This is a genomic window from Alkalihalophilus marmarensis DSM 21297, from assembly GCF_000474275.2.
GTDB lineage: Bacteria > Bacillota > Bacilli > Bacillales > Bacillaceae_D > Alkalihalophilus > Alkalihalophilus marmarensis.
Map to the genome: position 1 here is coordinate 22,982 of NZ_ATAE01000042.1, position 20,077 is coordinate 43,058.

The 20,077-nt window shown below is 39.7% G+C and carries 27 protein-coding genes; 12 read left to right on the top strand and 15 right to left on the bottom strand.

Going from position 1 to position 20,077, the window contains the following annotated elements; translation table 11 throughout:
* Window positions 1-55 precede the first annotated feature (55 nt).
* The 6 genes from A33I_RS20930 to A33I_RS20345 all read right to left on the bottom strand — a co-directional run bounded on the left by A33I_RS20930 (window position 56) and on the right by A33I_RS20345 (window position 4,696).
* Complete coding sequence (locus A33I_RS20930; protein WP_022629278.1) at window positions 56-220, bottom strand: YwzD family small protein; 165 nt, start codon at window positions 218-220, stop codon at window positions 56-58.
* 217 nt (window positions 221-437) lie between these two features.
* Window positions 438-1,205: a hypothetical protein gene (locus A33I_RS15560; protein WP_022629279.1), complete on the bottom strand. Its 768-nt coding sequence runs from the start codon at window positions 1,203-1,205 to the stop codon at window positions 438-440.
* A 19-nt stretch (window positions 1,206-1,224) separates the two neighbouring features.
* The gene (locus A33I_RS15565) at window positions 1,225-2,490 is read right to left on the bottom strand and encodes a restriction endonuclease (RefSeq protein ID WP_022629280.1); all 1,266 of its coding nucleotides are present in this window, start codon (window positions 2,488-2,490) and stop codon (window positions 1,225-1,227) included.
* On the bottom strand, window positions 2,483-2,641 hold the full coding sequence (locus A33I_RS20935) for a hypothetical protein (protein ID WP_022629281.1): 159 nt from the start codon (window positions 2,639-2,641) through the stop codon (window positions 2,483-2,485). The genes A33I_RS15565 and A33I_RS20935 overlap by 8 nt, the downstream gene beginning before the upstream one ends.
* A gap of 192 nt (window positions 2,642-2,833) precedes the next feature.
* A complete protein-coding gene (locus A33I_RS15570; protein WP_022629282.1) occupies window positions 2,834-3,688 on the bottom strand; it encodes a GGDEF domain-containing protein in 855 nt (284 codons plus the stop codon).
* Window positions 3,689-3,778: 90 nt separating this feature from the next.
* Window positions 3,779-4,696 carry a copper amine oxidase N-terminal domain-containing protein gene (locus A33I_RS20345; RefSeq protein WP_022629283.1) on the bottom strand — a complete coding sequence of 306 codons (918 nt, stop codon included), beginning with the start codon at window positions 4,694-4,696 and terminating at the stop codon, window positions 3,779-3,781.
* A 183-nt stretch (window positions 4,697-4,879) separates the two neighbouring features.
* Here A33I_RS20345 and A33I_RS15580 point away from each other — a divergent pair, with 183 nt between their 5' ends.
* Both A33I_RS15580 and A33I_RS20645 read left to right on the top strand, forming a co-directional pair.
* Window positions 4,880-5,749, top strand: a complete 870-nt coding sequence (locus A33I_RS15580; protein WP_022629284.1) for an SDR family oxidoreductase — start codon at window positions 4,880-4,882, stop codon at window positions 5,747-5,749.
* 577 nt (window positions 5,750-6,326) lie between these two features.
* Window positions 6,327-6,647 (top strand): hypothetical protein, encoded by a 321-nt coding sequence (locus A33I_RS20645; protein WP_152976487.1) that lies wholly within the window; start codon window positions 6,327-6,329, stop codon window positions 6,645-6,647.
* A 46-nt stretch (window positions 6,648-6,693) separates the two neighbouring features.
* Here the strand turns inward: A33I_RS20645 and rpsN are convergent, their stop codons facing one another.
* Window positions 6,694-6,963 carry a 30S ribosomal protein S14 gene (rpsN, locus tag A33I_RS15595; RefSeq protein WP_012960579.1) on the bottom strand — a complete coding sequence of 90 codons (270 nt, stop codon included), beginning with the start codon at window positions 6,961-6,963 and terminating at the stop codon, window positions 6,694-6,696.
* Between the two features lie 193 nt (window positions 6,964-7,156).
* Here rpsN and A33I_RS15600 point away from each other — a divergent pair, with 193 nt between their 5' ends.
* Window positions 7,157-7,519, top strand: a complete 363-nt coding sequence (locus A33I_RS15600) for a hypothetical protein (RefSeq protein ID WP_022629287.1) — start codon at window positions 7,157-7,159, stop codon at window positions 7,517-7,519.
* An 84-nt stretch (window positions 7,520-7,603) separates the two neighbouring features.
* A complete protein-coding gene (locus tag A33I_RS15605; protein WP_022629288.1) occupies window positions 7,604-7,966 on the top strand; it encodes a hypothetical protein in 363 nt (120 codons plus the stop codon).
* Window positions 7,967-8,156: 190 nt separating this feature from the next.
* On the opposite strand, the gene A33I_RS15610 is transcribed toward A33I_RS15605, so the two are convergent.
* On the bottom strand, window positions 8,157-8,495 hold the full coding sequence (locus A33I_RS15610) for a DUF3221 domain-containing protein (RefSeq protein WP_022629289.1): 339 nt from the start codon (window positions 8,493-8,495) through the stop codon (window positions 8,157-8,159).
* A 92-nt stretch (window positions 8,496-8,587) separates the two neighbouring features.
* A complete protein-coding gene (locus A33I_RS15615) occupies window positions 8,588-8,938 on the bottom strand; it encodes a hypothetical protein (protein WP_022629290.1) in 351 nt (116 codons plus the stop codon).
* An 81-nt stretch (window positions 8,939-9,019) separates the two neighbouring features.
* On the opposite strand from A33I_RS15615, the gene A33I_RS15620 reads away from it, so the two are divergent.
* Window positions 9,020-9,298, top strand: coding sequence for a hypothetical protein (locus A33I_RS15620; RefSeq protein WP_022629291.1), 279 nt, complete (start codon window positions 9,020-9,022; stop codon window positions 9,296-9,298).
* Window positions 9,299-9,301: 3 nt separating this feature from the next.
* Window positions 9,302-9,502 (top strand): hypothetical protein, encoded by a 201-nt coding sequence (locus A33I_RS15625; RefSeq protein ID WP_022629292.1) that lies wholly within the window; start codon window positions 9,302-9,304, stop codon window positions 9,500-9,502.
* Window positions 9,503-9,575: 73 nt separating this feature from the next.
* Here A33I_RS15625 and A33I_RS15630 read toward each other — a convergent pair whose 3' ends face one another.
* The 4 genes from A33I_RS15630 to A33I_RS15645 form a co-directional block, all read right to left on the bottom strand.
* Window positions 9,576-10,037 (bottom strand): hypothetical protein, encoded by a 462-nt coding sequence (locus A33I_RS15630; protein WP_022629293.1) that lies wholly within the window; start codon window positions 10,035-10,037, stop codon window positions 9,576-9,578.
* A gap of 364 nt (window positions 10,038-10,401) precedes the next feature.
* Window positions 10,402-10,899, bottom strand: coding sequence for a hypothetical protein (locus A33I_RS15635; protein ID WP_022629294.1), 498 nt, complete (start codon window positions 10,897-10,899; stop codon window positions 10,402-10,404).
* A 76-nt stretch (window positions 10,900-10,975) separates the two neighbouring features.
* Entirely contained in the window at window positions 10,976-11,539 is a 564-nt protein-coding gene (locus A33I_RS15640) for a hypothetical protein (RefSeq protein WP_022629295.1), read from the bottom strand.
* 22 nt (window positions 11,540-11,561) lie between these two features.
* A complete protein-coding gene (locus tag A33I_RS15645; RefSeq protein WP_161808690.1) occupies window positions 11,562-12,296 on the bottom strand; it encodes a stalk domain-containing protein in 735 nt (244 codons plus the stop codon).
* A gap of 145 nt (window positions 12,297-12,441) precedes the next feature.
* Between A33I_RS15645 and A33I_RS15650 the strand changes: the two genes are divergently transcribed.
* Window positions 12,442-12,744, top strand: coding sequence for a hypothetical protein (locus A33I_RS15650; protein ID WP_022629297.1), 303 nt, complete (start codon window positions 12,442-12,444; stop codon window positions 12,742-12,744).
* Window positions 12,745-12,941: 197 nt separating this feature from the next.
* Here the strand turns inward: A33I_RS15650 and A33I_RS15660 are convergent, their stop codons facing one another.
* The gene (locus A33I_RS15660; RefSeq protein ID WP_022629299.1) at window positions 12,942-13,553 is read right to left on the bottom strand and encodes a uracil-DNA glycosylase family protein; all 612 of its coding nucleotides are present in this window, start codon (window positions 13,551-13,553) and stop codon (window positions 12,942-12,944) included.
* 233 nt (window positions 13,554-13,786) lie between these two features.
* Between A33I_RS15660 and A33I_RS20350 the strand changes: the two genes are divergently transcribed.
* From A33I_RS20350 to A33I_RS15670, 3 genes are all read left to right on the top strand, one after another.
* Window positions 13,787-13,963 (top strand): aspartyl-phosphate phosphatase Spo0E family protein, encoded by a 177-nt coding sequence (locus tag A33I_RS20350; RefSeq protein ID WP_022629300.1) that lies wholly within the window; start codon window positions 13,787-13,789, stop codon window positions 13,961-13,963.
* Window positions 13,964-14,003: 40 nt separating this feature from the next.
* Window positions 14,004-14,219 carry a hypothetical protein gene (locus A33I_RS15665; protein WP_022629301.1) on the top strand — a complete coding sequence of 72 codons (216 nt, stop codon included), beginning with the start codon at window positions 14,004-14,006 and terminating at the stop codon, window positions 14,217-14,219.
* A 280-nt stretch (window positions 14,220-14,499) separates the two neighbouring features.
* A complete protein-coding gene (locus A33I_RS15670; protein WP_022629302.1) occupies window positions 14,500-15,729 on the top strand; it encodes a Fic family protein in 1,230 nt (409 codons plus the stop codon).
* Between the two features lie 223 nt (window positions 15,730-15,952).
* Here A33I_RS15670 and A33I_RS15680 read toward each other — a convergent pair whose 3' ends face one another.
* Window positions 15,953-17,350, bottom strand: coding sequence for an APC family permease (locus tag A33I_RS15680; protein ID WP_031311749.1), 1,398 nt, complete (start codon window positions 17,348-17,350; stop codon window positions 15,953-15,955).
* Between the two features lie 239 nt (window positions 17,351-17,589).
* On the opposite strand from A33I_RS15680, the gene A33I_RS15685 reads away from it, so the two are divergent.
* Both A33I_RS15685 and A33I_RS15690 read left to right on the top strand, forming a co-directional pair.
* Window positions 17,590-18,993 (top strand): sigma-54 interaction domain-containing protein, encoded by a 1,404-nt coding sequence (locus A33I_RS15685; protein ID WP_022629305.1) that lies wholly within the window; start codon window positions 17,590-17,592, stop codon window positions 18,991-18,993.
* A 112-nt stretch (window positions 18,994-19,105) separates the two neighbouring features.
* Window positions 19,106-20,068 carry a hypothetical protein gene (locus A33I_RS15690; RefSeq protein WP_022629306.1) on the top strand — a complete coding sequence of 321 codons (963 nt, stop codon included), beginning with the start codon at window positions 19,106-19,108 and terminating at the stop codon, window positions 20,066-20,068.
* Window positions 20,069-20,077: the final 9 nt, after the last annotated feature.

Here is a 20,077-nt window from a genome sequence, read left to right on the forward strand (position 1 = left end):
GTTATCAAACTAATTAATGGTTAGTATGTGATGACCTGGGTAACTTATACATTTATTATGCTTCTTCTTGTTTAACAAATGGTCTTAAAACCGCAGCAATCTCTTCGACAAGCTGAGATGATGTAAGGTCAGCTTGTTCCGTCCCTTTTTGCTGAACTTGCTGCATGAGATCTTTTAGATGTTGTTCTGTAAACTTTGTCGGATCCTTTAGAGTAGACATCGCATCGATTCTCCTTAAATGGTTGTTTAATAGATAATAACCGCTCTAGCTAAAATGTAAACCCATATCCATAGAGTTATATGATTATTCATACAATACAACATTTTGAGAGTTGATGATGTCTAAAGGTGTCGAGGATAACGTCATTCATATATATTTCAAAAAAATGCCTGGCAAAGTGCTGCGGGGCATAGAGAGAAGAAGAAGGTCATCCATCTCAATAATTATTTGAAAAGAGTTCGATCGTAAAGTCTCCAGTTACATCTGAGTGATGTGTATTTATCCACAGTATTTGCTTCCTACTTAGACTATATATCAGGTCATTTTCTAAGGTAGGATTGTCTCCTCTAATCCCTCTCCACCAATCCTCTTTAAGTATTTTTACATCCCCAGAATACACCATCGCTATTACATCAGCCGTTTGTGACGCAAAAAAAATAATCAAATCATCATAATGATAAGCAATAACATTAATCACAAGGTCATTTACTACCGACTGATATTCTCCCACTTCCTCCTTCAATGGTGTTCCTAACCTTTCTTCAACTTGCGAAACATCCATGTATAAATGAAGATCAGCCTCATTATATTGAAAAAATAAGTCACCAGCTAAATATGCTACTTTAAATGAATGAGTGTTAGACTGCTCACTTACAATGTTGTCATGCTGTGCTGAGACTTCAGTATCATCATATTTCTCATTTTTCACATTGTTTGACTGATCTTCTTCTATATTTACTTCTTCGACCACTATTTTGGTTTCTTTTTCTGGTTCAACTTGTTTTGTTTCTATCAATACGTCTTCTTCTACTTCATTATCTTTTAGCTCATTTTTGGATAACTCTCTATCTAATTCTTCTTCGATTACTTCGGATATAGCTGGTGCAGATAAGAAAGCATTTGATTTACTATAAATATTAATCCAAATAAATCCATTTACAAGAAATAATAGTAGAATAAATAGAATTTTGGATTTTATGTTCATATTCTATTCCCCCACTTTCTTAATCACTCTTCACATACATCTCAGCAAACGTCACCCCGTCAATCAGCAGCACTTCACTCTCTTCGGCAAGCACTTTACAATCCTCGCTAAAATCATCTGCAAGCGAGAGCAAAATTTTCTGAACATACTTCCCGTTTTCACGAGGCAGGTGATCGACCATTTGATTCAGCTGCTTCACGCCTGTAGCACCAGTTATGCCTTTGTGTTTTTTCACTTGGATGTAGTACGTCACTTCCATCACGCTCGGCTCAAATGGGGTATGAAGCGGGACTTCCTTTGTACATTTGAGGTCAATATCTCCGCCAAGGCGGTCGTAATGGTTTGCACGTTTAATCGTAAATCCTTTTGCTTCCATAAAGCTTTTGACTACTTTTTCAAAGTCACTTGGCGTGAGGTTTCTTGCCTCCTCGACCCACTCTTGATACAGCCTTTTCTCGACCTCTTTCATTTTTGCTTGCAGGGGGTGGGCTTGTTTAAGTTCAGTCTTATTGAATTCGATCATCAACGTATGTATGGCTTCTTTAAAGCCTTTTTTTCTTACCATATTGACGGGGCTTGAGTAAGCTCGTGATTTCAGGAGGCGCTTAATCACAGCCGGATACATCGCTTCATAATGTACCACCTGAATACTAGCAGGATCAATATGGATAACGTGGCGGTAATCATTTGTCCCTTTTAAAGGTTCGATAAAGTCATAACAGCCGAGCCCGTCTTCTCTCGGCTTAGCCTTCATGATCGTAAAATGCTTTGAGTCTGGCTGCTTAGGTACAACGATGTAGTCTCCGGTCTTAATATTGAGCATTCGACTTAGTGTTCCCCACTGTTTTACGGCATCCCACTGTGTAGTTGCTTGCTCGAAAGCTTGAATAAATTGTTCTTTTCCACTCAGCAAGGACAGACCTTCTGTAAAACTCCACCCCTGTCTCAAACGGCCTTTTTCAATCTCTGCAAATAATGCTTTTTGATCGGTTGGAGACTGCCTGAAAACAAAACATTGCGGAGCGGTATTGAGCTTATTAATTGCTACAAGTTCTCCTGATTCTGTTTCAAGTCTTAATGTTGGAATCACCGCATCTAGATCGACTCCGCCCGTATAATCCTCCCAGTATCCCATCTTCAAAAAGGCATCCGGGTGCATAGGTGCACTAAGCACTCTCGCCTCTAGATGGAGAATACTCGCTTGATCATTTCCATAACTCAACAAATAGGTAACGTCGTCTCTTTTAGCGATAATTTCACCTGTTGCAACCTGATCTTTAATCATCTTCGTCCCCCTCCACAATCTTTTCATAGTAGACGCAGTTTTCACATATCCAGGCCGGGAAGCTATTCAGAATAAGCTCTTTCGGAGTGATTTCAATGTCTTCGGCTGCGTCTTCATACATTTCACTTCCGCAGTGCGGACATTTCCTCACGCGTTCTCCACCCCTTTTCATTCTTAGGTAACTATTATCTATTTTTGTAATAATACTAGTAATATAATACTAATTAATTCCTTTTATTGAAAGGTTAAATCTCAAAATTTTCCTGTTTGATCGTTCTTACTTATATGCTCGCATACCAAAAACTGACCCCTTCGCTTCTAGCAAAGAGGTCAGTCTATTGTCTTATACAGCCGTGCATTCATACACCGAGAGCTGATTTCGTCCATTTTGTTTCGCTTGGTATAGTGCTTTGTCTGCATGATTGATCAAGTCTTCTTTATCTCCTCCAACATACATTGTGAGGCCGATACTGATGGTGAGCGGTATATGTGTTCCCGCGTATTTAAATGTAGATTTAGCAACCTCGCTGCATAGCCGTTCAGCGACGATTTTTCCTTCGTCAATGTCTGTATCCTGCATAATGACAGCAAATTCTTCTCCGCCAAACCGAACGTAAGCATCTGAGCTTCTTACATTTTCTTTAATCACCTGCGATAAATGTTTCAAAGCCTCGTCTCCGCATATATGGCCGTACGTATCATTGACCCGCTTAAAATGATCAACGTCTAAGATCATAAGAAGCAGCGGCTTATTTACTCGTTCGCTGTGCGGGATTGCCTTTTCTAACAGCAGGTCAAAGTATCTGCGGTTGTATAAGTTTGTTAGCGGGTCAATCAATGCAAGCTTTTTGACTTGCTCTATCAACTTATTATTCTCCATTCGGAAATAAGCGACAACGAATATGATGGACCAATTGATGAGTGTCGCCATCATGCTCACAACGAAATCAGTCTGGGTATTTATAGCACCTGTTATGGTTTCGATTGTATATTTAACGATCGTGAAAAAGAGGGTCGTCGCTATGATGAGCTTCCACTTCGGGTAAAGAACTAACATGAGTATGATAGGGATTAAAAAGAGGGACCAAATAAAGATATAGGTTTGACCGGTCAACTCATCTAAATAAGCGTTTAAAAGTATAGGTGCGATTGAAAGTGCTGCAATGATTTGCCAGATGAATATTCTCGAGTGTTTCACGGCCATCCCCCTTTTGTTAGAATCCATATACCCATTGATACTACAGTTCAAAACTTTTTTACCAGTTACTTTAGACCTATATGATAGTTTTTATTTTATTTCACGCAGCACCGTACACTGCTCCCCGCATTCCCCGTTCACATTTAACACTCCAACCAGTCCTGCACCTGGCATTAAGTAGGCTAGATAGCTGTATCCTGTGCTTGAGACCACTTTTACTTCGACTGTATTTGCGTAGGTTTCTCCCAGCATGCGGAAGGTCTTGTTAGTGGAAGTGATGGTCGATCGTGAATACCCGTACCCCTCAGGATTGTAATTGACCCAAGAGCTTCCAACCGTAATTGGATACTTCAACTCTACGCTCTCACTGTACTTTCCATCATTCCATTTAGTGCCCATGTATAACCCGTTTGCCGTTTCGCGGTAATAAATCGTACCGACAGTTGTTTCATCATACGTAAATGTTGTGTTCCAGTAATCTCGGTTGTTCTTCGTTTCGAAAAAGTCGAGTACGCTGATACCTTCATAATGTGAGAAGGTGTACGTCTTAGAGGTATCCCTTAGAAAGGATCGATACGTCTTGATGTGAATCTCTTTACCGTTATAAACGACGATCGCCGTCTTACTTGCCGGCTCCCATTTCACTACTGCTCCGATTGTTTCACTGATAAAGCGCAGCGGTACATAGGTCCGGCCTCCGATTATCGTCGGTGCAACATCAATTGTTTGCGGCTGACCATTCACATTGACTTGATTCGAATCGATTTTCAGCATGATTTTCTTTGCGCCATGTGTGATCGTGACTGTCTTTTGCTGCTGATTCCATATAACGTTTGCACCCAATTCTTCAAACACACTCCTCAATGGCACGAGCGTCCTCCCGTTTACCACTTGCGCTCCGTCCATTTTAACAACTTCAGCACTTGCAGCTTTTGTTTCATTAGCTGTTCCTAGAATAAGAACGAACCCGAGCACGAGCATCACCACACACATCATTAGCTTTTTCATATGGACCCCCTTTATTGAGATCAACCATCTATGTTCTAATCTATTCCGTTGAAAATGGAAATATCCACTTCCCTTATATTTCATGCTTCAAATGTCCCTATTTCCTGTTATTGGTTTAAAATCCGCTTTAGCAGGTTAATGAAAGAGAGAGGATAATGCTTCAATTAATAGGAGGAGATTAGAATGGATTTACGAAATCATCAAACCGATGGACAGCCAAAACAATCACAAAGTCGTCAGCCTGGTATTGAGAGTGAGATGAATCCACTCCCTATTTATGAGGACGATAACTATATTGGCACCGGCAAGCTGAAAGGAAAAGTCGCGCTGATCACAGGCGGCGACAGCGGGATCGGCCGAGCAGTAGCTGTGGCGTATGCAAAGGAAGGTGCGAACCTTGCCATTGTGTACCTAGATGAACACCAAGATGCCGAAGATACGAAAGCACGCGTCGAAAAAGAAGGGGTGAAATGCCTCTTAATTTCAGGAGATGTCGGTGAGGAGTCATTCTGTAATGAAGCCGTGGAAAAAACGGTAGAGGAGCTCGGCGGATTAGATATTCTAGTAAATAACGCAGCCGAGCAGCATCCAAAACAAAGTATTAAAGAGATTACGAGCGAGCAGCTTGAGAAGACGTTCCGTACGAACTTTTACTCGTACTTCTACTTTACGAAAAAGGCAATAGATTACTTGAAGCCGGGAAGTACGATTATTAATACGACTTCTATTAACCCGTACCGCGGCAACCCGCAGCTGATTGACTACACTGCTACAAAAGGTGCAATCAACGGCTTTACTCGTTCAATGGCTCAAGCTCTTGTCAAAGACGGCATCCGCGTTAATGCTGTGGCTCCTGGTCCAATCTGGACACCACTGATTCCAGCAACCTTCCCTGAGGATGCAGTTGCTGAGTTCGGGACTGACACACCGATGGGACGTCCAGGCCAGCCGGTTGAACATGTCGGCTGCTATGTGCTGCTAGCAAGCAACGACTCATCATACATGACAGGACAGACGCTGCATGTGAACGGCGGAGATTTTATTTCAACTTAATAGAAGATATGTGGAACCTTCGTCCGTTTGGGCGGAGGTTTTTTCGGTGGTGTGACGGTGGGTTTTCCAGATATTTGATGCGTTTATTTATAAATATAGTGATTTCGATTATAAATTGGGTTCTTCGTTAATATCAAGCTCAGTTTCGTTTATAAGTCAGCCAGTTTCATTTATTAACTGATGAGACGCAACATCTTTCAGTCATTTTCTGGTAAAATTAACCTACTAAACATCAGAGGTGTCTTTATGCGTTTTCTTATTGTTGTGATTATTTTACTTAACTATATGTTCACTTGGGCTGCTATTGTAATTTCGGGTTTGATGCTGACGGTAGGACACATCCCTGCCGATCAAGATGGGAAGTGGTCGATATTCTTTTCGTATACCGGTTTAATGCTCCCTATCCAGATAGGGGCTGCCTTGGTGCTATTCATCCTTTTAAAAAGACTAGAAGCTCGGTCGATATGGTACATACTTGTTTTGAGTACGCCTTTCCTTCTGTTTGGGTGGTATTCTTACGAAGTGTATAGCCTTATTTTTTAACTATTTTCTATTAAACTGATATTCGAGGTGCGCTATGTTCATATTTACTATTGTGCTTGCCCTGCTCAACTTCCCCTTCACATGGGCAGCTATTTTCATTTCAGATGTATTGTTCAGCTTGTCTATGTCCGCTCCGCCCTACTACTTAACAGATGAGGAGAGATGGGATATGTTCATGTCTCATTCCAGCATGATGTCTTTTGCTCAACTGGTCCTTGCTGTACTGCTCTTTTTAATTCTTTATAAAATACGTGCAAAGCGTAAATGGTATGTGATCCTTTTGAGCTCTCCTCTCCTAATGTTAGGAGCATTTATTTATGCTGCCTACCAGAATATTATGCTTTGGCCTTATTAACGAATAACTCCCGCAGAGCTGTTATGCTTTGCGGGAGTTAAGTGTGTTACCAGCTTGATTTCTTCACACCCGGCACCTGTCCTTTGTGTGCAAGCTCACGGAATTTAATTCGAGATAATTTGAACTTTCTCAGATATCCGCGCGGACGTCCTGTTACCTCGCAACGGTTGTTTAATCTTGTAGGTGATGAGTTACGCGGCAATTTAGCCAGTGCTGCATAATCCCCTTTTTCTTTTAATTCACGGCGCTTTTCAGCATATTGGGCAACGAGTCGCTCACGCTTTTTCTGACGGGCAACCATTGATTTCTTAGCCATCTTCATCTCTCCTTTTCTTACAATTCACATTAATACAAATCGTAATTATTTCGATTTAAGTCTAACTATAACGAATTCCACATACTCTGTCAAACACCAGAACCCCTCTTTACAATGAATACTTCTTATGGTTAAATAAACACAAATCGAAATCGTTACGTTTTAAAATTTGGATATGTGGAGGGTTATGACAATGAGTGAAGCCCGTGACCAATTTGCCCGTACGCTTTATATTCAAAGCCTGCCAGAACCTGATCGCAATGTATATAAGTATATTGACCAAATCGAAGCCGAGCTTGAAGAATTAGCTTTAACCCAAAATCATTACCTACAGCTTCTTAGGCGCCAGTCCCCCATCAAAAAAGCAGCCAAACATTTTAATATGAATGAGAAAATGATCTATGAGACTGTGCAAAGGATCGAATCGGAGTTAGCCGACTGTGTACCTGAATTATCAGAACGGCTGGAGCTCGTTGAGTTTACAGATGTGCTGAAATTAAAGGGATTGTGCGATGCAGAGGATGAGAAAAAGTATTTTGTTTTGAACCGGTTTTAAGTCTTAAAATGCGTCCTCTCTAGCAAACAAAGTGATAAACTACAACTAGGTTATCCTATTACACACTTGCAAAGAGAGGCTACAATGAAATCATTAATATTTCTTTTACTAATTGCCACCTTACTCACCGGGTGCGGCGGCAATAAAGCTAGTGAAGCTGAGGAGCAGCAGCTTGAACAGTTACTGTACGAATATCTAACAGCCTATGAGACCTTTCATTTTGAAGAGGTGGAACGGCTGAAAGAAGAACTTGAACGTATGTTACACACTACGCAGTTCCGTGATGATACGAATGAGGTGATTAGTGGATTTGTTGCTTCTATAAATGAGGCAAAATACGTCGGCCTTGATGCATATAAATTATATCTAAAGAATGATGTACCAGCAGCCTACGACGGTATTTTTAATGAAGTGTTGTTAAAACATAAAATGGAAGTATCTAATTAATATAGGGCTCAAAAAAGAACAGTCTCTATCAGCATAACTATTCAGTACAAGGTAGAAAACAGCTATAAAAAGCGTAAATCTTATGCTAATTAACATATAGGTAAACAGCAAAATAAAAATGCTCAGAAATCTGAGCATTTTTATCCTTGATTAGCCTTCTTCACGTTGAGCAACGCAAAGCTAACCAAAACTACCTTAATTTCTTTACCTTTATGGCATCCATTCGAGGTGGAAGTGATGTTTCAACATAATCCCCAGAACTCACTTTTACTTTATCTCCTACTTTAACATTTGCTATTTGATCTTCTGATGTAGAAAACCAAATCGAATCATTCATATAAGATTGAACCTCATCCTTCGAAGATTCACCTTCTATTTGAATTTCAGTGTCTGCTGCGACCAACATGTTATTTCCGTCTATTTGGACCACCGTCCCTTTGTAAGGCGGATTTATAACCTTATCATAGAGGGTATAAGATACAATTATTAATATAAAAGCAGCTAATAGCCAATATATCGTTCTTTTCACTATTATCATCTCCTAATGGTGTTAAACCCTGTCCTTATTGAACACTCGCTCCCATTAGTACAGTATTACGATACTCTTCTTGCTATACACTTCTATTCTATATCGAATTCCTTTTCGTTCGTTTCATAAACCACCGCTGTCAGTTCTGCTCTTTTCATCACCATTAGGAAATTAAGCACTAGAAATCCAACAGCTATTAGTAACGAAGCAAGAAATAACAGGAAACCGTTTAAGAAATATGCAGGGACTGATACAAGGAAACCAATATGTACAGCAATACCAACCACCAATAACGCATATAATCCAGAGTACACCTTATAAACAATCCCTTTAAAGCCTCTATAATTGATGTATGTATTCCGGCCCACCCTCATCGGATAATCCAAACTCATTAGAATATACATAATCACCATAGGAATAAGAAGTAATTCAAAATAAACCATTCGACACCTCCTTAAAACCAACTTTCCTATTATTGTAAATGATATACTTGTATAAAGGAATGATTTTTTGGAGGTTAAGCTATGATAAGAACGTTTTCTGCACTCCTCTTTCTATTAGTTCTTCTTGTTGGTTGCGGCGGGGAATACGTAGAAGAAAAAAGAGCGCTTACAAGTTTATATGAGCAATACATTATAAATAATAACCAAGAAAACTATGCAGCAAATCTCGATTTACTCTACCCCGAATCTACTGCATATGAAAAGTTAAAATCAATGATTGATAATATGAATGTTGACCATCAACGCTCCACTTATCACAAGCTAGTAAATGTTGATTTCATTGAATCCCTACCCTCATGAGTTTTGTTAGTAAAAACCGAAGAAGTAAGCAGCTTAGATCAAAATGACTTTACTGATCCTACGGGAAAGGTTAAAACAATCATTGCCTTCAGAGAATACAACGGACAGTGGAAGATTTTAAAATTATTCGCTGCTGAAAGATCGTTAGACGGAATAAAGGATGAGGTTGAAGAGGAGTTACAACGCATTTATGCAGAGGAATAAAATGCACGCCCTAGCAGTTATAAGGCGTGATTAATTTACTGGATTTGACAGATAACCTGTCGTATCTATGCCTTTAATAATTTGTCTTCCATCGTTCCAACTTTCTCCTTTGTTCATGACTTTCTTTAAAAACTCTGTCCAGCACCTCACCAAATTCCTCTTCTAGCTTTAATAATTCCTCTAATTGCGGCTCAGAAGGTTCATAAAGGAGAGTAAGATAGTCATCCCATATGGTCTTCATTTCTCGATAGTTGGTAGAATCTATCTGCTGGAGTGAAGAGTACTGAAGAGATAATGAATCAAAAGAATGTTGGAGAGTGATTCTACTAGCCACTATTACCTCTTCAGGCATATCTCCTTCCAAGTAACCCCTTATTAAACCGTTCGTTGTCTTCACTTGTGCGTTAAAAAGACTGACAGCTCTAATCTCTGTGTTTTTCTCTTCAAGTTTAATCGTTCCAACTAATTGAAATGCGCTCCACACTACAATGAATATGAGGATAGCTGCGCCTCCAAAGATTGATAGTTTTTTCATACATCTTCCCCCAGTTAAGCTAGTAAGTACTTAAAAATTAATATCTATCGTAATTGTTACGCTGGAAACTTATTTTACTTTTCTGTATAAAGAATGACCTGGAATAACAAAAAACATATAAAGGAGATAAGATGAAGGAAAATAATCGCTATAAAGAAAGACATATTATGTCCCATATATAAATTGAAACCTACAAAGGAAACAATAAAACCCATAAGACAGGCAGCACTAATACTAAAGAAAAACTTACTAGTAGAATTTGTTGAATGCTTACATATAAGGAAGAAAATAATCGAGATTGTTACATACGTAAAAATCACATAAAAAATCATTTGATTTAAATCCAAACTTAATAATACCTCCCTTAATCCCCTAATCCGTGAACACGTTGGTACTCAACCAGCTCCTGGTTAAACTCATTCATCGCTTCTTCAAGCTGCTCACTTTTTATACCCTCGGAGAAGATCGCCTCATTAATATTTAATTGAAATTGATCAACCAACTCATATAGCGCCTCTCTTTTTTCTGTCGTATCATTCTCTTGCAGGTCCTGGTCTATCCTTTGCAGATTGGTCCTAATATCTAACTCTTCTTCTCTTAAAAGTTCACTTGATGTGGTTGTAAGAAAGTTAGTGAATTGAAAGAAATAGGATAGATCCTCAGTATCCGCACCACTTTCTAGATGGGAGCTCAGACCGGCTAGTGAATGATGATACATGAAATAAATATTAAAAAGATGATGTTCTTCCATCGCCTCCATTCTTTCTTCTAATTGCTTACTTTGAGAATAAGAATTAACTAATAGCACACCTAACAAAATAATAATGAGAGTCAATATACTATATAAAAATTTGTGCTTCATTCTGTCATCTCTCCTAACGACAAGAAGAAAAGCCACCCTAAAAAGGCAGCTATTCGAATTGAATCGTATTTGTTTGCTACATTACCGTTAACTTCCCGCTCTGTTTATATAACTCCACCAGCTCATTCATGTGGTCGTCAATCCTCTGATCCATGATTTCAAGGTCTTCTAGGTCCATAAGATCGAGGTCTTCTTCTAATTCCGAATTAAAAATAACTTTATTTATGTACGCCTGGATATAGGCACTATGGGTATGATGGACATCAAGCCAGATTTCATAATACTCCTCTGGTGTTACATCAAGTATTTCCGTTTGCTCCTCATAAAAGGCTTTCTCCTCTTCCGGCAGCGACTCATAAATCTCTTGCGGCTCTAGACCTGGATATAGTGCCATTTTGTTGTTTTCTATTTCTTCTTCTGAAATGAAAATGCCCATATTTTTAGACTCTTGTACGAGGACCTCGCCTAACACATAATTTCTAATCCCTTCATCATCTAAAGGATATAATGTTAAGACGTCTTTCGCTTGAATCTCTTCTCCCTCTAACACAGCAACCACTTCATCAAGATCATAGTCTGCATTAGAACAGCCGGCTATGATTAGTAAACTCAGTAACAGGCCAAAAGTTATTGCCTTCATAGATTACCTCCGACTTTCCGAATTACTTTCTAGTAAAAAACGGATTAAAGAGTGCGGCTTCATAACTTGATGCAGACTGATCTCCTTCTCCCGCTAGTTTAAAATGAAATGATATTTTCTCTGCTCCATTTAATTCTAGCTTGATCGTTTCAGGGTCATCCTCTGCTGTTATGCTGTATTCCGCAGCCTTATGATCATCAAGGTAAATTTCAACCACTTTTTGTGTATTCATTGGGTTAGAATGGTTCTCTAAATTGCCAAATGAAGCATGGAAATACTCGTAATTATCTCCTAAAGGAAACTCAATAAAATGAGAGTTTGTCTCGCCTGATGCCCCTCCGAGCGTTGATAATAGAAAATGCCTCTGCATTTCCCCGGTGCTATCATTTATTGGGACATGTCTCTCGTTAAATACGTAACGAAGCTCTCCGCCTTCTGCCACTTCTCTGTTGATCGAATCGACCTCTCTACCAAAGTATGCAGGACTTGGGTTCTCCATTTCACCAATATGAATAACTCGATTTTCCCCGTCCCATCTCACCTCAGCTCCAAGTTCTTCGCTCACAAATCGTAAAGGTACATACGCTGTAGACATGTAGATAAAGGGATCTTGATGAGGCATATTCGACACCTTATCGATCTTAATATCGTTAATATTATAGAATACTTCAATGTTCTTCCCTCCTCCTGCAGCATATGCAGCAGCCGTGCCAAAAATAGAAGCTCCTAAGACAAATCCAATAATTGCTTGTTTCATAGTATCAAATCCTTTCTCCATATTTTTACCAACTACCATTGTACACGAATTATGAAAATATGTACAAAACTTATAAAATTCTTCCAATTGATTAGGTCGGATACTAGAATAGTAAAGAACATTACAGGAGGAAGGAGAGAGCTCTATGAATGATGGAGTGCTGGCCGTTAAAATAAAGTGCCAAGAAATATTAGAGGATCTTAAAACATATTATCCAGGTCAATTAAAGTACAATGGGACGATGAAAATGATCTATAAACAATTTGAACTGGCTTTAGTAAAGGTCGATCAAAGAAAGACACTAGATGTTCATTTCGTGAGTAGCTGCGTCAGGATGTTTGTTGATGATACGGCTGATTACATGCATCCGCTTGTAGGTAAAATGGAAAAAACTGCGGAGCTAATAGAGCTCTATAATAAGAGGGTTAGAGGAGGTAATAATGAATAGATTTCTAAATTATTTATGGTATGTGTTTCTTATTCTGGGTATTCTCTCTCTTATTTTAAATAGTGCTTTCCTTTTTCTCATAGGTGCTATTCATATGATTATATTCTGTGTCATCGTCATCTATTATGAAAAGAAGAAGGCTAAGAGATGGGGTTATGCATTGTATTTAGTTTTTTTAATTTGTATATCTTTTATATTCATGACCTAATCCCCCCTCTTGCTTGTGTCTCCATGAACGCTTGTCCAATCTCATCCGCCACCACTTCTAATCTCCTCATTGTATTTTCCCTCCCGGCTTGCGGGCTGGAAAGTGAATGGTCTTTAGCTAGCTGATCGGCAACCGATATGATAGGTTCACCGTTAACGTCTACCTTTATTTGATTAAGTGCGCGCAGGCCTAAGTGGCGGATGTGGAGAACTTTCACCTTATTATGTATTCTTCCAGCAGATTTTAAAGCATTAACAGCAAGGGTTGCTCTACCTCCGCTTGTGATAACCAGCCCTTCAACAGCCCGCAACTCTGCTTCCAAGCGAGTTAAGTTCTCTTCGGTCAACACCTCTCGCACCGTTGCTTCCGTTCGGCCTGTCAGCTTGCGATACTCCACTGGACTCCACGCATTTGTGATCGTAATCGCTTCTCTTGACCATTCTATATTATCTCCGTATTTCTGAGACAAGATGTTTAACAGCTGCTGTAAATTAGTCCCTGTTCTTCCTGCAGCAGGCTTATTAGCAGCTTCCTCGGCCGCACCGGGACACGAGAAGACGAAGGCCACTTCATTTTTCATTCCTTTTTGATAATGACACATGCTGTGCAGCCTCCTTTTAAGTCTCTTCTTTAACTATACCCATATTTTGTCTACGTATTAGTTATAATGAGGATCCATTTTACGGTCCTTTTTTCCTATTTTTTATAATTATTTACTATTTTTGTCGAAGGTGGTTACACTGCTTGATTCATACTATATAATAGTTAATTATAATTATATACTTTGTACCTACTCATTTGTTATTTATTTCATAATGAAGGAAGGAATCTCTCATGGTTGAACAACACCAACTTTCTAGAAAAGAAATTGAAGTAAGGATAGAAATGATTAGAGACATTATGGTCTACTGCGGAACTGTAAATGGACTCGCTCACCCAGAGACGATTAAATATAGTCAAGAATTAGATCATATGTTAAATAAACTGGAAGTAAGTAAGTCAATCGTATAAATGAAAAAGTTGAACTCATTCGACTATAAGGAGTGATTGTATGCCTGTTAGTTTAATTGTGTTATTCAGCCTTGTCTTGTTCATTATCCTAGCCATGACCCTCAGTTATGCTTCTAAACGTGTGCAAGTCAAGCATGCGCAGCAGCATCATGTATCTTCTGATGTTCCTGTTCACGGCAGCAGTTCTAAAGACAATGCCTCTTGCGGCTATCCCGGAGATTCCGGCAGTTCATCTGGCGGAGTCGGCTGTGATTAGAGTTTTTGAAAAATATCATCATAAACCAAGCCGACAGCTTATTGTCAGCTTGGTTTTTTAAGTTTAGCCGGCATTCTACATTTGATGAAATCAAAGGAGTGCCATCAAGGATAAAAGTAATCTGCTGCTTCCAACGAGAATTTTTTCATTTTTGTTGAAAATTGGCTTAAATAGTTATATCTATCTTTAAATAAGTGCATAATTCTGCTTTGATTTCACAACTGAAAGGTATATAATTTTAAAAAAGCGCTATAATTTAAAATAAGGCAGGTGATTAACGGTGAAATACGAGAAACTTTCTAAGGTTTTTTATAAAGATGGGGAGCAGTTTTTTGAAAAGGAAATTGAAAGGAGGAAAAATTGTTATGGCAGCTACTTAACCTCTCTTTCCATACAAGGCTTTCGTAAAGGACGTCTTTTAAATGAAACGTACAATTTATTTTACGTGAACACACATAAATTAATGGCATTAAACAATCAAGTATTATTAAACAGCTCTAAAATTACTACACTTGTCAGTAAGCTTCCTCCATATGTCATCGAACCTTATTTTCAGAAATTAATTGTCAACGAAGCGCAAAGCAACAATGAAATCGAAGGAATTAGAAGTACGAAAAAGCAATTAAAAGAGGTTTTAAATGATTTAAGTAAACCAGATTCAAAGCACAAACGTTTCAGGGGGTTAATGAAAACCTACTTCTTTATATCACAAATTAAGCCCTTTAAAGATATTACAGACTTTAGAAAACTGTATGACCAGCTTGTCTCTGATGAAATCAATCAAGAAGATGTACCTGACGGTGAATTATTTCGTAAAGGTTATGTAGAAAATAACGACGGAACCTCAACTACACATATTGGACTAGAATCTGAAACTAAAATTATTGAGGCACTGCATTCTCTCATCCGTTTTCTAGACAATGAAGACCACTTAGAGTTATACAGATATATGGTTGCTCACTACTATTATGAATACATCCACCCATTTTATGACGGCAACGGGAGAACAGGACGCTTGTTAGTTTGTAGTTATTTGTCCAGGTATTTAGATAGATATTCAGCTATCACTTTCTCCTACGCAGTTAATAAAGATAAATCGAAATATTACAAAGCGCTCGAAGAAATCCCCTCACCTCTAAATAAAGGTGAGACTACTTTTTATTTAATTGACATGCTAGAGCTGCTTAGAAAAGGACAAGAAGGAATCATTGAGGACTTGGAACTTAATCTAGCAAAATTAGAACGGATTCAAACCTACTTCCAAAGCGAGAAATGGGCAGAAAAAGGAGAAGTAAGATATCTATTGCAATTAATGACCAGTTTACATGCTTTCGTAGATGATGATACATCAATGTCTGTCACAGAGTTAATGGAAATGTCAAAAAGCACTAGATATAAAATAAATAAAATTATGCTGCATTTAGAGGAAGAAGACTATGTTGAATTAGTGACCCAACGCCCTAAAACGTATAAAATACGGGAAGAGTTTTTAGAGTCTGTTTTACTTTAATAAATTAGAATAGGGCTTCATAACCTCTTCCGTTTCCAATATCTGGCTCCATTTGTTCGAAATAATGCCGAGTTTGTTCGAAAAAATCCAAAAGTTATTCGAAATAAAGGCGGCTTTGTTTAAATTATTGAGAAGTTTGTTCAAAAAAAACCAATCCTCACCTAACTCATCACTAAAAAACCAAGCTGGCACCTCTCTCCCAGCTTGGTTTCATCACTTTCAACTACCCAATCTTATCTTTCTTCAACATTTCTTCATTCTTATCATACTTTCCTCTTAACATTTGGCTGAAGAAGTAGCCTCCGATCACGAACCAGCCGATGAGGATGGCCCACTCAGGACCGATTAACGCTGCTGGCATTCCCGGCAGATAAATAATAATAAATCCTACACTCAACACCGCAGCAATCCAGCCGATAACCGGCGTTCTTCCTGATTTATACGGACGCTCCATTTCTGGCTCTCTCTTACGCAGAATAATAAAGGCAATCGCCACCATTAAATAGGCAATGACAATAGCCGGGCCGCCGCTGTTTACAAACCAGACTAAAGCAGGTCGTCCGAGTAGCGGACTGACAACCGCTAATGCTCCGATAAACAGGATCGCATTAGATGGTGTCTTGTATTTCGGGTGCAGCTTGCCGAACCACTTTGGCAGCATATTTGACTGAGCCATCGCATACACCACGCGGCTTCCCCCAATAATAAACGCATTCCAGCTCGTTAAAATCCCGGCTACCCCGCCGATAATAAGTAAGTTTCCAAAGAGTGCGGAGCCGAATAATGTGGCCATCGCATCTGCTGTCGCTAACTGCGTTGTGGCGAGTGCTTGTCCATCTAGAGCAGACGCTACACCGATCGAGATAAGAATATAAAATCCAATCGCACAGACAACTGAGAAAATTAACAGCTTGCCGATATCTCTTGGAGGGACATTAGCTTCTTCTGCGGTTTGTGGGATGACATCAAATCCGATAAATAGAAACGGCACCATAATTAAGACGGCCATGATTCCTGCTGGTCCATTTAAAAAGAGGGGCTCAAAGTTCGCACGTTCGCCTCCAATTGCAGAACCAAAGATCAGCATAAGACCCATTAGAATCACACTGGCTGTTAAAATAACTTGGATCTTTGCTGCCGGCTTCAGCCCGAAGTAGTTGATCGCCATAACGAAAATTGAGCCACCTACGCCAACTAATACCCACGAAGCATAGACATCCCAGCCGGCGATCGTCCACATATAGCCGACCTGATAATTCGGTAATAAGTATTCAATGACTGTAGGCAAGGCTACCGCTTCAAAGGCAACAACTGAGACATATCCCAACGTGATCGCCCATGAGGCTAGAAACGCCGCCTTGTCCCCCATTGCTCTATGTACATACACATGTTCCCCGCCGACTTTCGGCATGGCTGAGGCGAGCTCGGCATAAGTCAGACCGACAAATGTTACGAGTGTTCCTCCAATTATAAAAGCTACTACCGTTCCAAGTGATCCTGCTGAAGTGAGCCAGCTTTCTGATAATACAACCCAGCCCCATCCAAGCATCGCACCGACCGATAACACAAATACATCCAATCGAGATAGTACCTTATTTAACTCTGGTTTCTGATTAAACAAATGCACCCACACCCTTCCTTCTTCTGATTCTCCCGCTGTTCTCTCTCTTTCCTAACCATCTCTCTATGTACTAAGCTTATAATTGCAAGAAATGTGCCAAATTTTCTGATAAATACAACCGAGCTTCCACTTAACATCTGATTAAATTCTAAATCATGATTAACTTATTCTAATTTAATTATTGATTATTCTGATGATTTAATCAATAATTAAATTAATAAAAGCTGGAGGTACTCATTATGGATCAAGATTTATCCCTCATCCTCGCTAAAATTATTGAGACATCTAACAACAACATTACGATTACGGACCATAAAGGAATCATTCTTTTCTCAAACCCAAACCATTGGACGATGTACGGGCTTGAAGCAGACGCGTATATTGGCAAATCAGTTTACGAGCTAGAGGAAAATGGGGTGCTCTCCCCTTCCATTAATGCGCTCGTGTTAAAAGAAAAAAAGGAAGTCCGAGTGCTTCAGCAGACAACATCCGGCCGGGTCGTCATGTCCACCGGCTACCCCATTTTCAACAAAGAAGGAGCATTGCATTTCGTGGTCAGCTACAGCCAGGACCAAACGGAGATTGTCAAACTACAAGAACAATACGATCAGCTTCAAGTGAAAATGGAAGGCTTCCAAACGGAGGTAGAAGAACTCCGGGAAAAAGAAGCAAGCCACCATCCGCTGTTGTTTCGCAGCGAGTCAATGAAGCATATTTTCTCCACCCTCCATCGAATCGCCGCAACCGATGCGAGCATTTTATTTTTAGGAGAGTCAGGCGTTGGGAAAAGTACGCTCGCCCGCCATATTCATAATCAAAGCGAGAGACATAAGCAGCCGTTTATTGAAGTGAACTGCAGCACGATTCCAGAGACATTATTTGAATCAGAGATGTTTGGATATGAGCCGGGTTCTTTTACCGGCGCGCATAAGAACGGGAAAAAAGGCTTGATCGAACAAGCGGATCAAGGGACCTTATTTCTTGATGAAATTGGTGAGCTGCCGCTGGCGATTCAGGTGAAGTTGTTGAAGGTCTTACAGGAGAAATCGTTTATGAGGGTAGGCGGGAAAGAAGAGAAGCAGGTCGACTTCCGCTTAATCACAGCGACCAATCAACCGCTCAAAGAAATGGTCGATCAAGGGACCTTTCGATTTGACCTCTATTACCGGTTAAACGTGATTCCGATCAAGATCCCGCCGTTAAAGGAACGTCAGGATGATATCACGATCCTCTTGCAGCATTACTTGCAATTGATGAACGAAAAATATAAGACGGCAAAAAAGCTTGCCCCAACTACTTATGATCTGCTTCATCACTATGAGTGGCCTGGGAACGTACGGGAAATGGAGAATGTGATTGAAAGGCTCGTCCTCACTATTGAAGAGCCAACGATCCTCCCCCATCACCTGCCAAGTGAGATCAATAACGCCACTCATGAATACGTGTCACAGCCAGTAACAAACCTCTTGCCCCAAATGGAGATAAGAGATATGAAAGAAGCTGTGGAGCATGTGGAGATTCAACTACTAAGCCGAGCGCAAAGCGAATGCAAGACTACGTATGAGATGGCGAAGTATCTCGGAATCAGCCAGCCTTCTGTTATTTATAAGATGAAGAAGTATAAGGATAGGCTTCCTAGTTAGCTAGGAAGCTTTTTAATGTCGATAAACTTCTGGTCATGTCAGACTCCGCTCTATGAATGTGATATGATGACAGTATTGTACAAATTTACTAGACATCGAAGGAGAACGTATATTGAGCATTTTTAAACATGTTTTACTCCCTATTTTTACATCGACGCTATTATTAGCAGCCTGCGCGCCTTCTGAAGAAGCGGCACCTCCGGCAAACCAGGAAGAAGAAGCATCTTTCCCATCCGAACGTAACTTAAAAGAAACAGAAATGGAATTAATAGAAGAGCAGAATATCCGTATTGAGAAATTAGTCGATGCCATTGTCATTCCAGAGGTTCTTGATCAGCAGGAGACTGATCAATATGTTGTCTCATCTGAATTTGATATGAAACAGGATTACTCGGTATCTTACTATATTAATAACGACGAGCTTCAATTAAGTTATCTCATCACGGACGGAGCAACAAGCGGTACAAATTTAAAAGATAATGAAGAATTCTACCAAGTGGAGCATTCGATTAATTATGATGTGTTTACGAACGGGGAGATGTATTATCTAGTGGCGCATGAGAATGATGTTTATATTTCATTTGAAAGTCTCGACTATGAACGAACGACGTATGAAGAACTCTCCGCCATGTTGGATCAACTAGTGCCCCATAGTGAAACGTTTGAAGAGTTATTAAATAAAACAAGGGGCGACTTCCTAGCTCCAAGTTATCGTTTAGGTGATCCCACTCTCATAGAGATAGCATCACTAGCTACCGTTTATCGTGGAGAACTATCCGATTCATCTACATCCCTATTATTTGAAGCGTTTGGTGTTTTCATTAGCGAGGAAGGGAACAACCCAAACGAGACAGAATCAATGCTGGTCTCACGTGATTTAGTAGAAGAGACACATGAAGGAGAAACGCTTTATTTCGTACCGAGAGACTCGATGTATCCTGCCGTTTACAGAGAAGTTGGGGACTACATTTATAGGGTGCCTCTTCATGAATACGGAGTTGATGAAGAGCTATATCACAATATGGACAAGCATTATGATGAGCTGGTTAAGATCGTCTTATCGCTTGGGAACTAACAGGAGATG

Bases quoted from the DNA above. Each gene is read 5' to 3' on its own strand.
- A33I_RS20930 (WP_022629278.1), bottom strand. From the start codon at position 220: ATGTCTACTCTAAAGGATCCGACAAAGTTTACAGAACAACATCTAAAA.
- A33I_RS15560 (WP_022629279.1), bottom strand. From the start codon at position 1,205: ATGAACATAAAATCCAAAATTCTATTTATTCTACTATTATTTCTTGTA.
- A33I_RS15565 (WP_022629280.1), bottom strand. From the start codon at position 2,490: ATGATTAAAGATCAGGTTGCAACAGGTGAAATTATCGCTAAAAGAGAC.
- A33I_RS20345 (WP_022629283.1), bottom strand. From the start codon at position 4,696: ATGAAAAAGCTAATGATGTGTGTGGTGATGCTCGTGCTCGGGTTCGTT.
- A33I_RS15580 (WP_022629284.1), top strand. From the start codon at position 4,880: ATGGATTTACGAAATCATCAAACCGATGGACAGCCAAAACAATCACAA.
- A33I_RS20645 (WP_152976487.1), top strand. From the start codon at position 6,327: ATGTTCATATTTACTATTGTGCTTGCCCTGCTCAACTTCCCCTTCACA.
- rpsN (WP_012960579.1), bottom strand. From the start codon at position 6,963: ATGGCTAAGAAATCAATGGTTGCCCGTCAGAAAAAGCGTGAGCGACTC.
- A33I_RS15600 (WP_022629287.1), top strand. From the start codon at position 7,157: ATGAGTGAAGCCCGTGACCAATTTGCCCGTACGCTTTATATTCAAAGC.
- A33I_RS15605 (WP_022629288.1), top strand. From the start codon at position 7,604: ATGAAATCATTAATATTTCTTTTACTAATTGCCACCTTACTCACCGGG.
- A33I_RS15615 (WP_022629290.1), bottom strand. From the start codon at position 8,938: ATGGTTTATTTTGAATTACTTCTTATTCCTATGGTGATTATGTATATT.
- A33I_RS15620 (WP_022629291.1), top strand. From the start codon at position 9,020: ATGATAAGAACGTTTTCTGCACTCCTCTTTCTATTAGTTCTTCTTGTT.
- A33I_RS15630 (WP_022629293.1), bottom strand. From the start codon at position 10,037: ATGAAAAAACTATCAATCTTTGGAGGCGCAGCTATCCTCATATTCATT.
- A33I_RS15635 (WP_022629294.1), bottom strand. From the start codon at position 10,899: ATGAAGCACAAATTTTTATATAGTATATTGACTCTCATTATTATTTTG.
- A33I_RS15640 (WP_022629295.1), bottom strand. From the start codon at position 11,539: ATGAAGGCAATAACTTTTGGCCTGTTACTGAGTTTACTAATCATAGCC.
- A33I_RS15645 (WP_161808690.1), bottom strand. From the start codon at position 12,296: ATGAAACAAGCAATTATTGGATTTGTCTTAGGAGCTTCTATTTTTGGC.
- A33I_RS15650 (WP_022629297.1), top strand. From the start codon at position 12,442: ATGAATGATGGAGTGCTGGCCGTTAAAATAAAGTGCCAAGAAATATTA.
- A33I_RS15660 (WP_022629299.1), bottom strand. From the start codon at position 13,553: ATGTGTCATTATCAAAAAGGAATGAAAAATGAAGTGGCCTTCGTCTTC.
- A33I_RS20350 (WP_022629300.1), top strand. From the start codon at position 13,787: ATGGTTGAACAACACCAACTTTCTAGAAAAGAAATTGAAGTAAGGATA.
- A33I_RS15665 (WP_022629301.1), top strand. From the start codon at position 14,004: ATGCCTGTTAGTTTAATTGTGTTATTCAGCCTTGTCTTGTTCATTATC.
- A33I_RS15685 (WP_022629305.1), top strand. From the start codon at position 17,590: ATGGATCAAGATTTATCCCTCATCCTCGCTAAAATTATTGAGACATCT.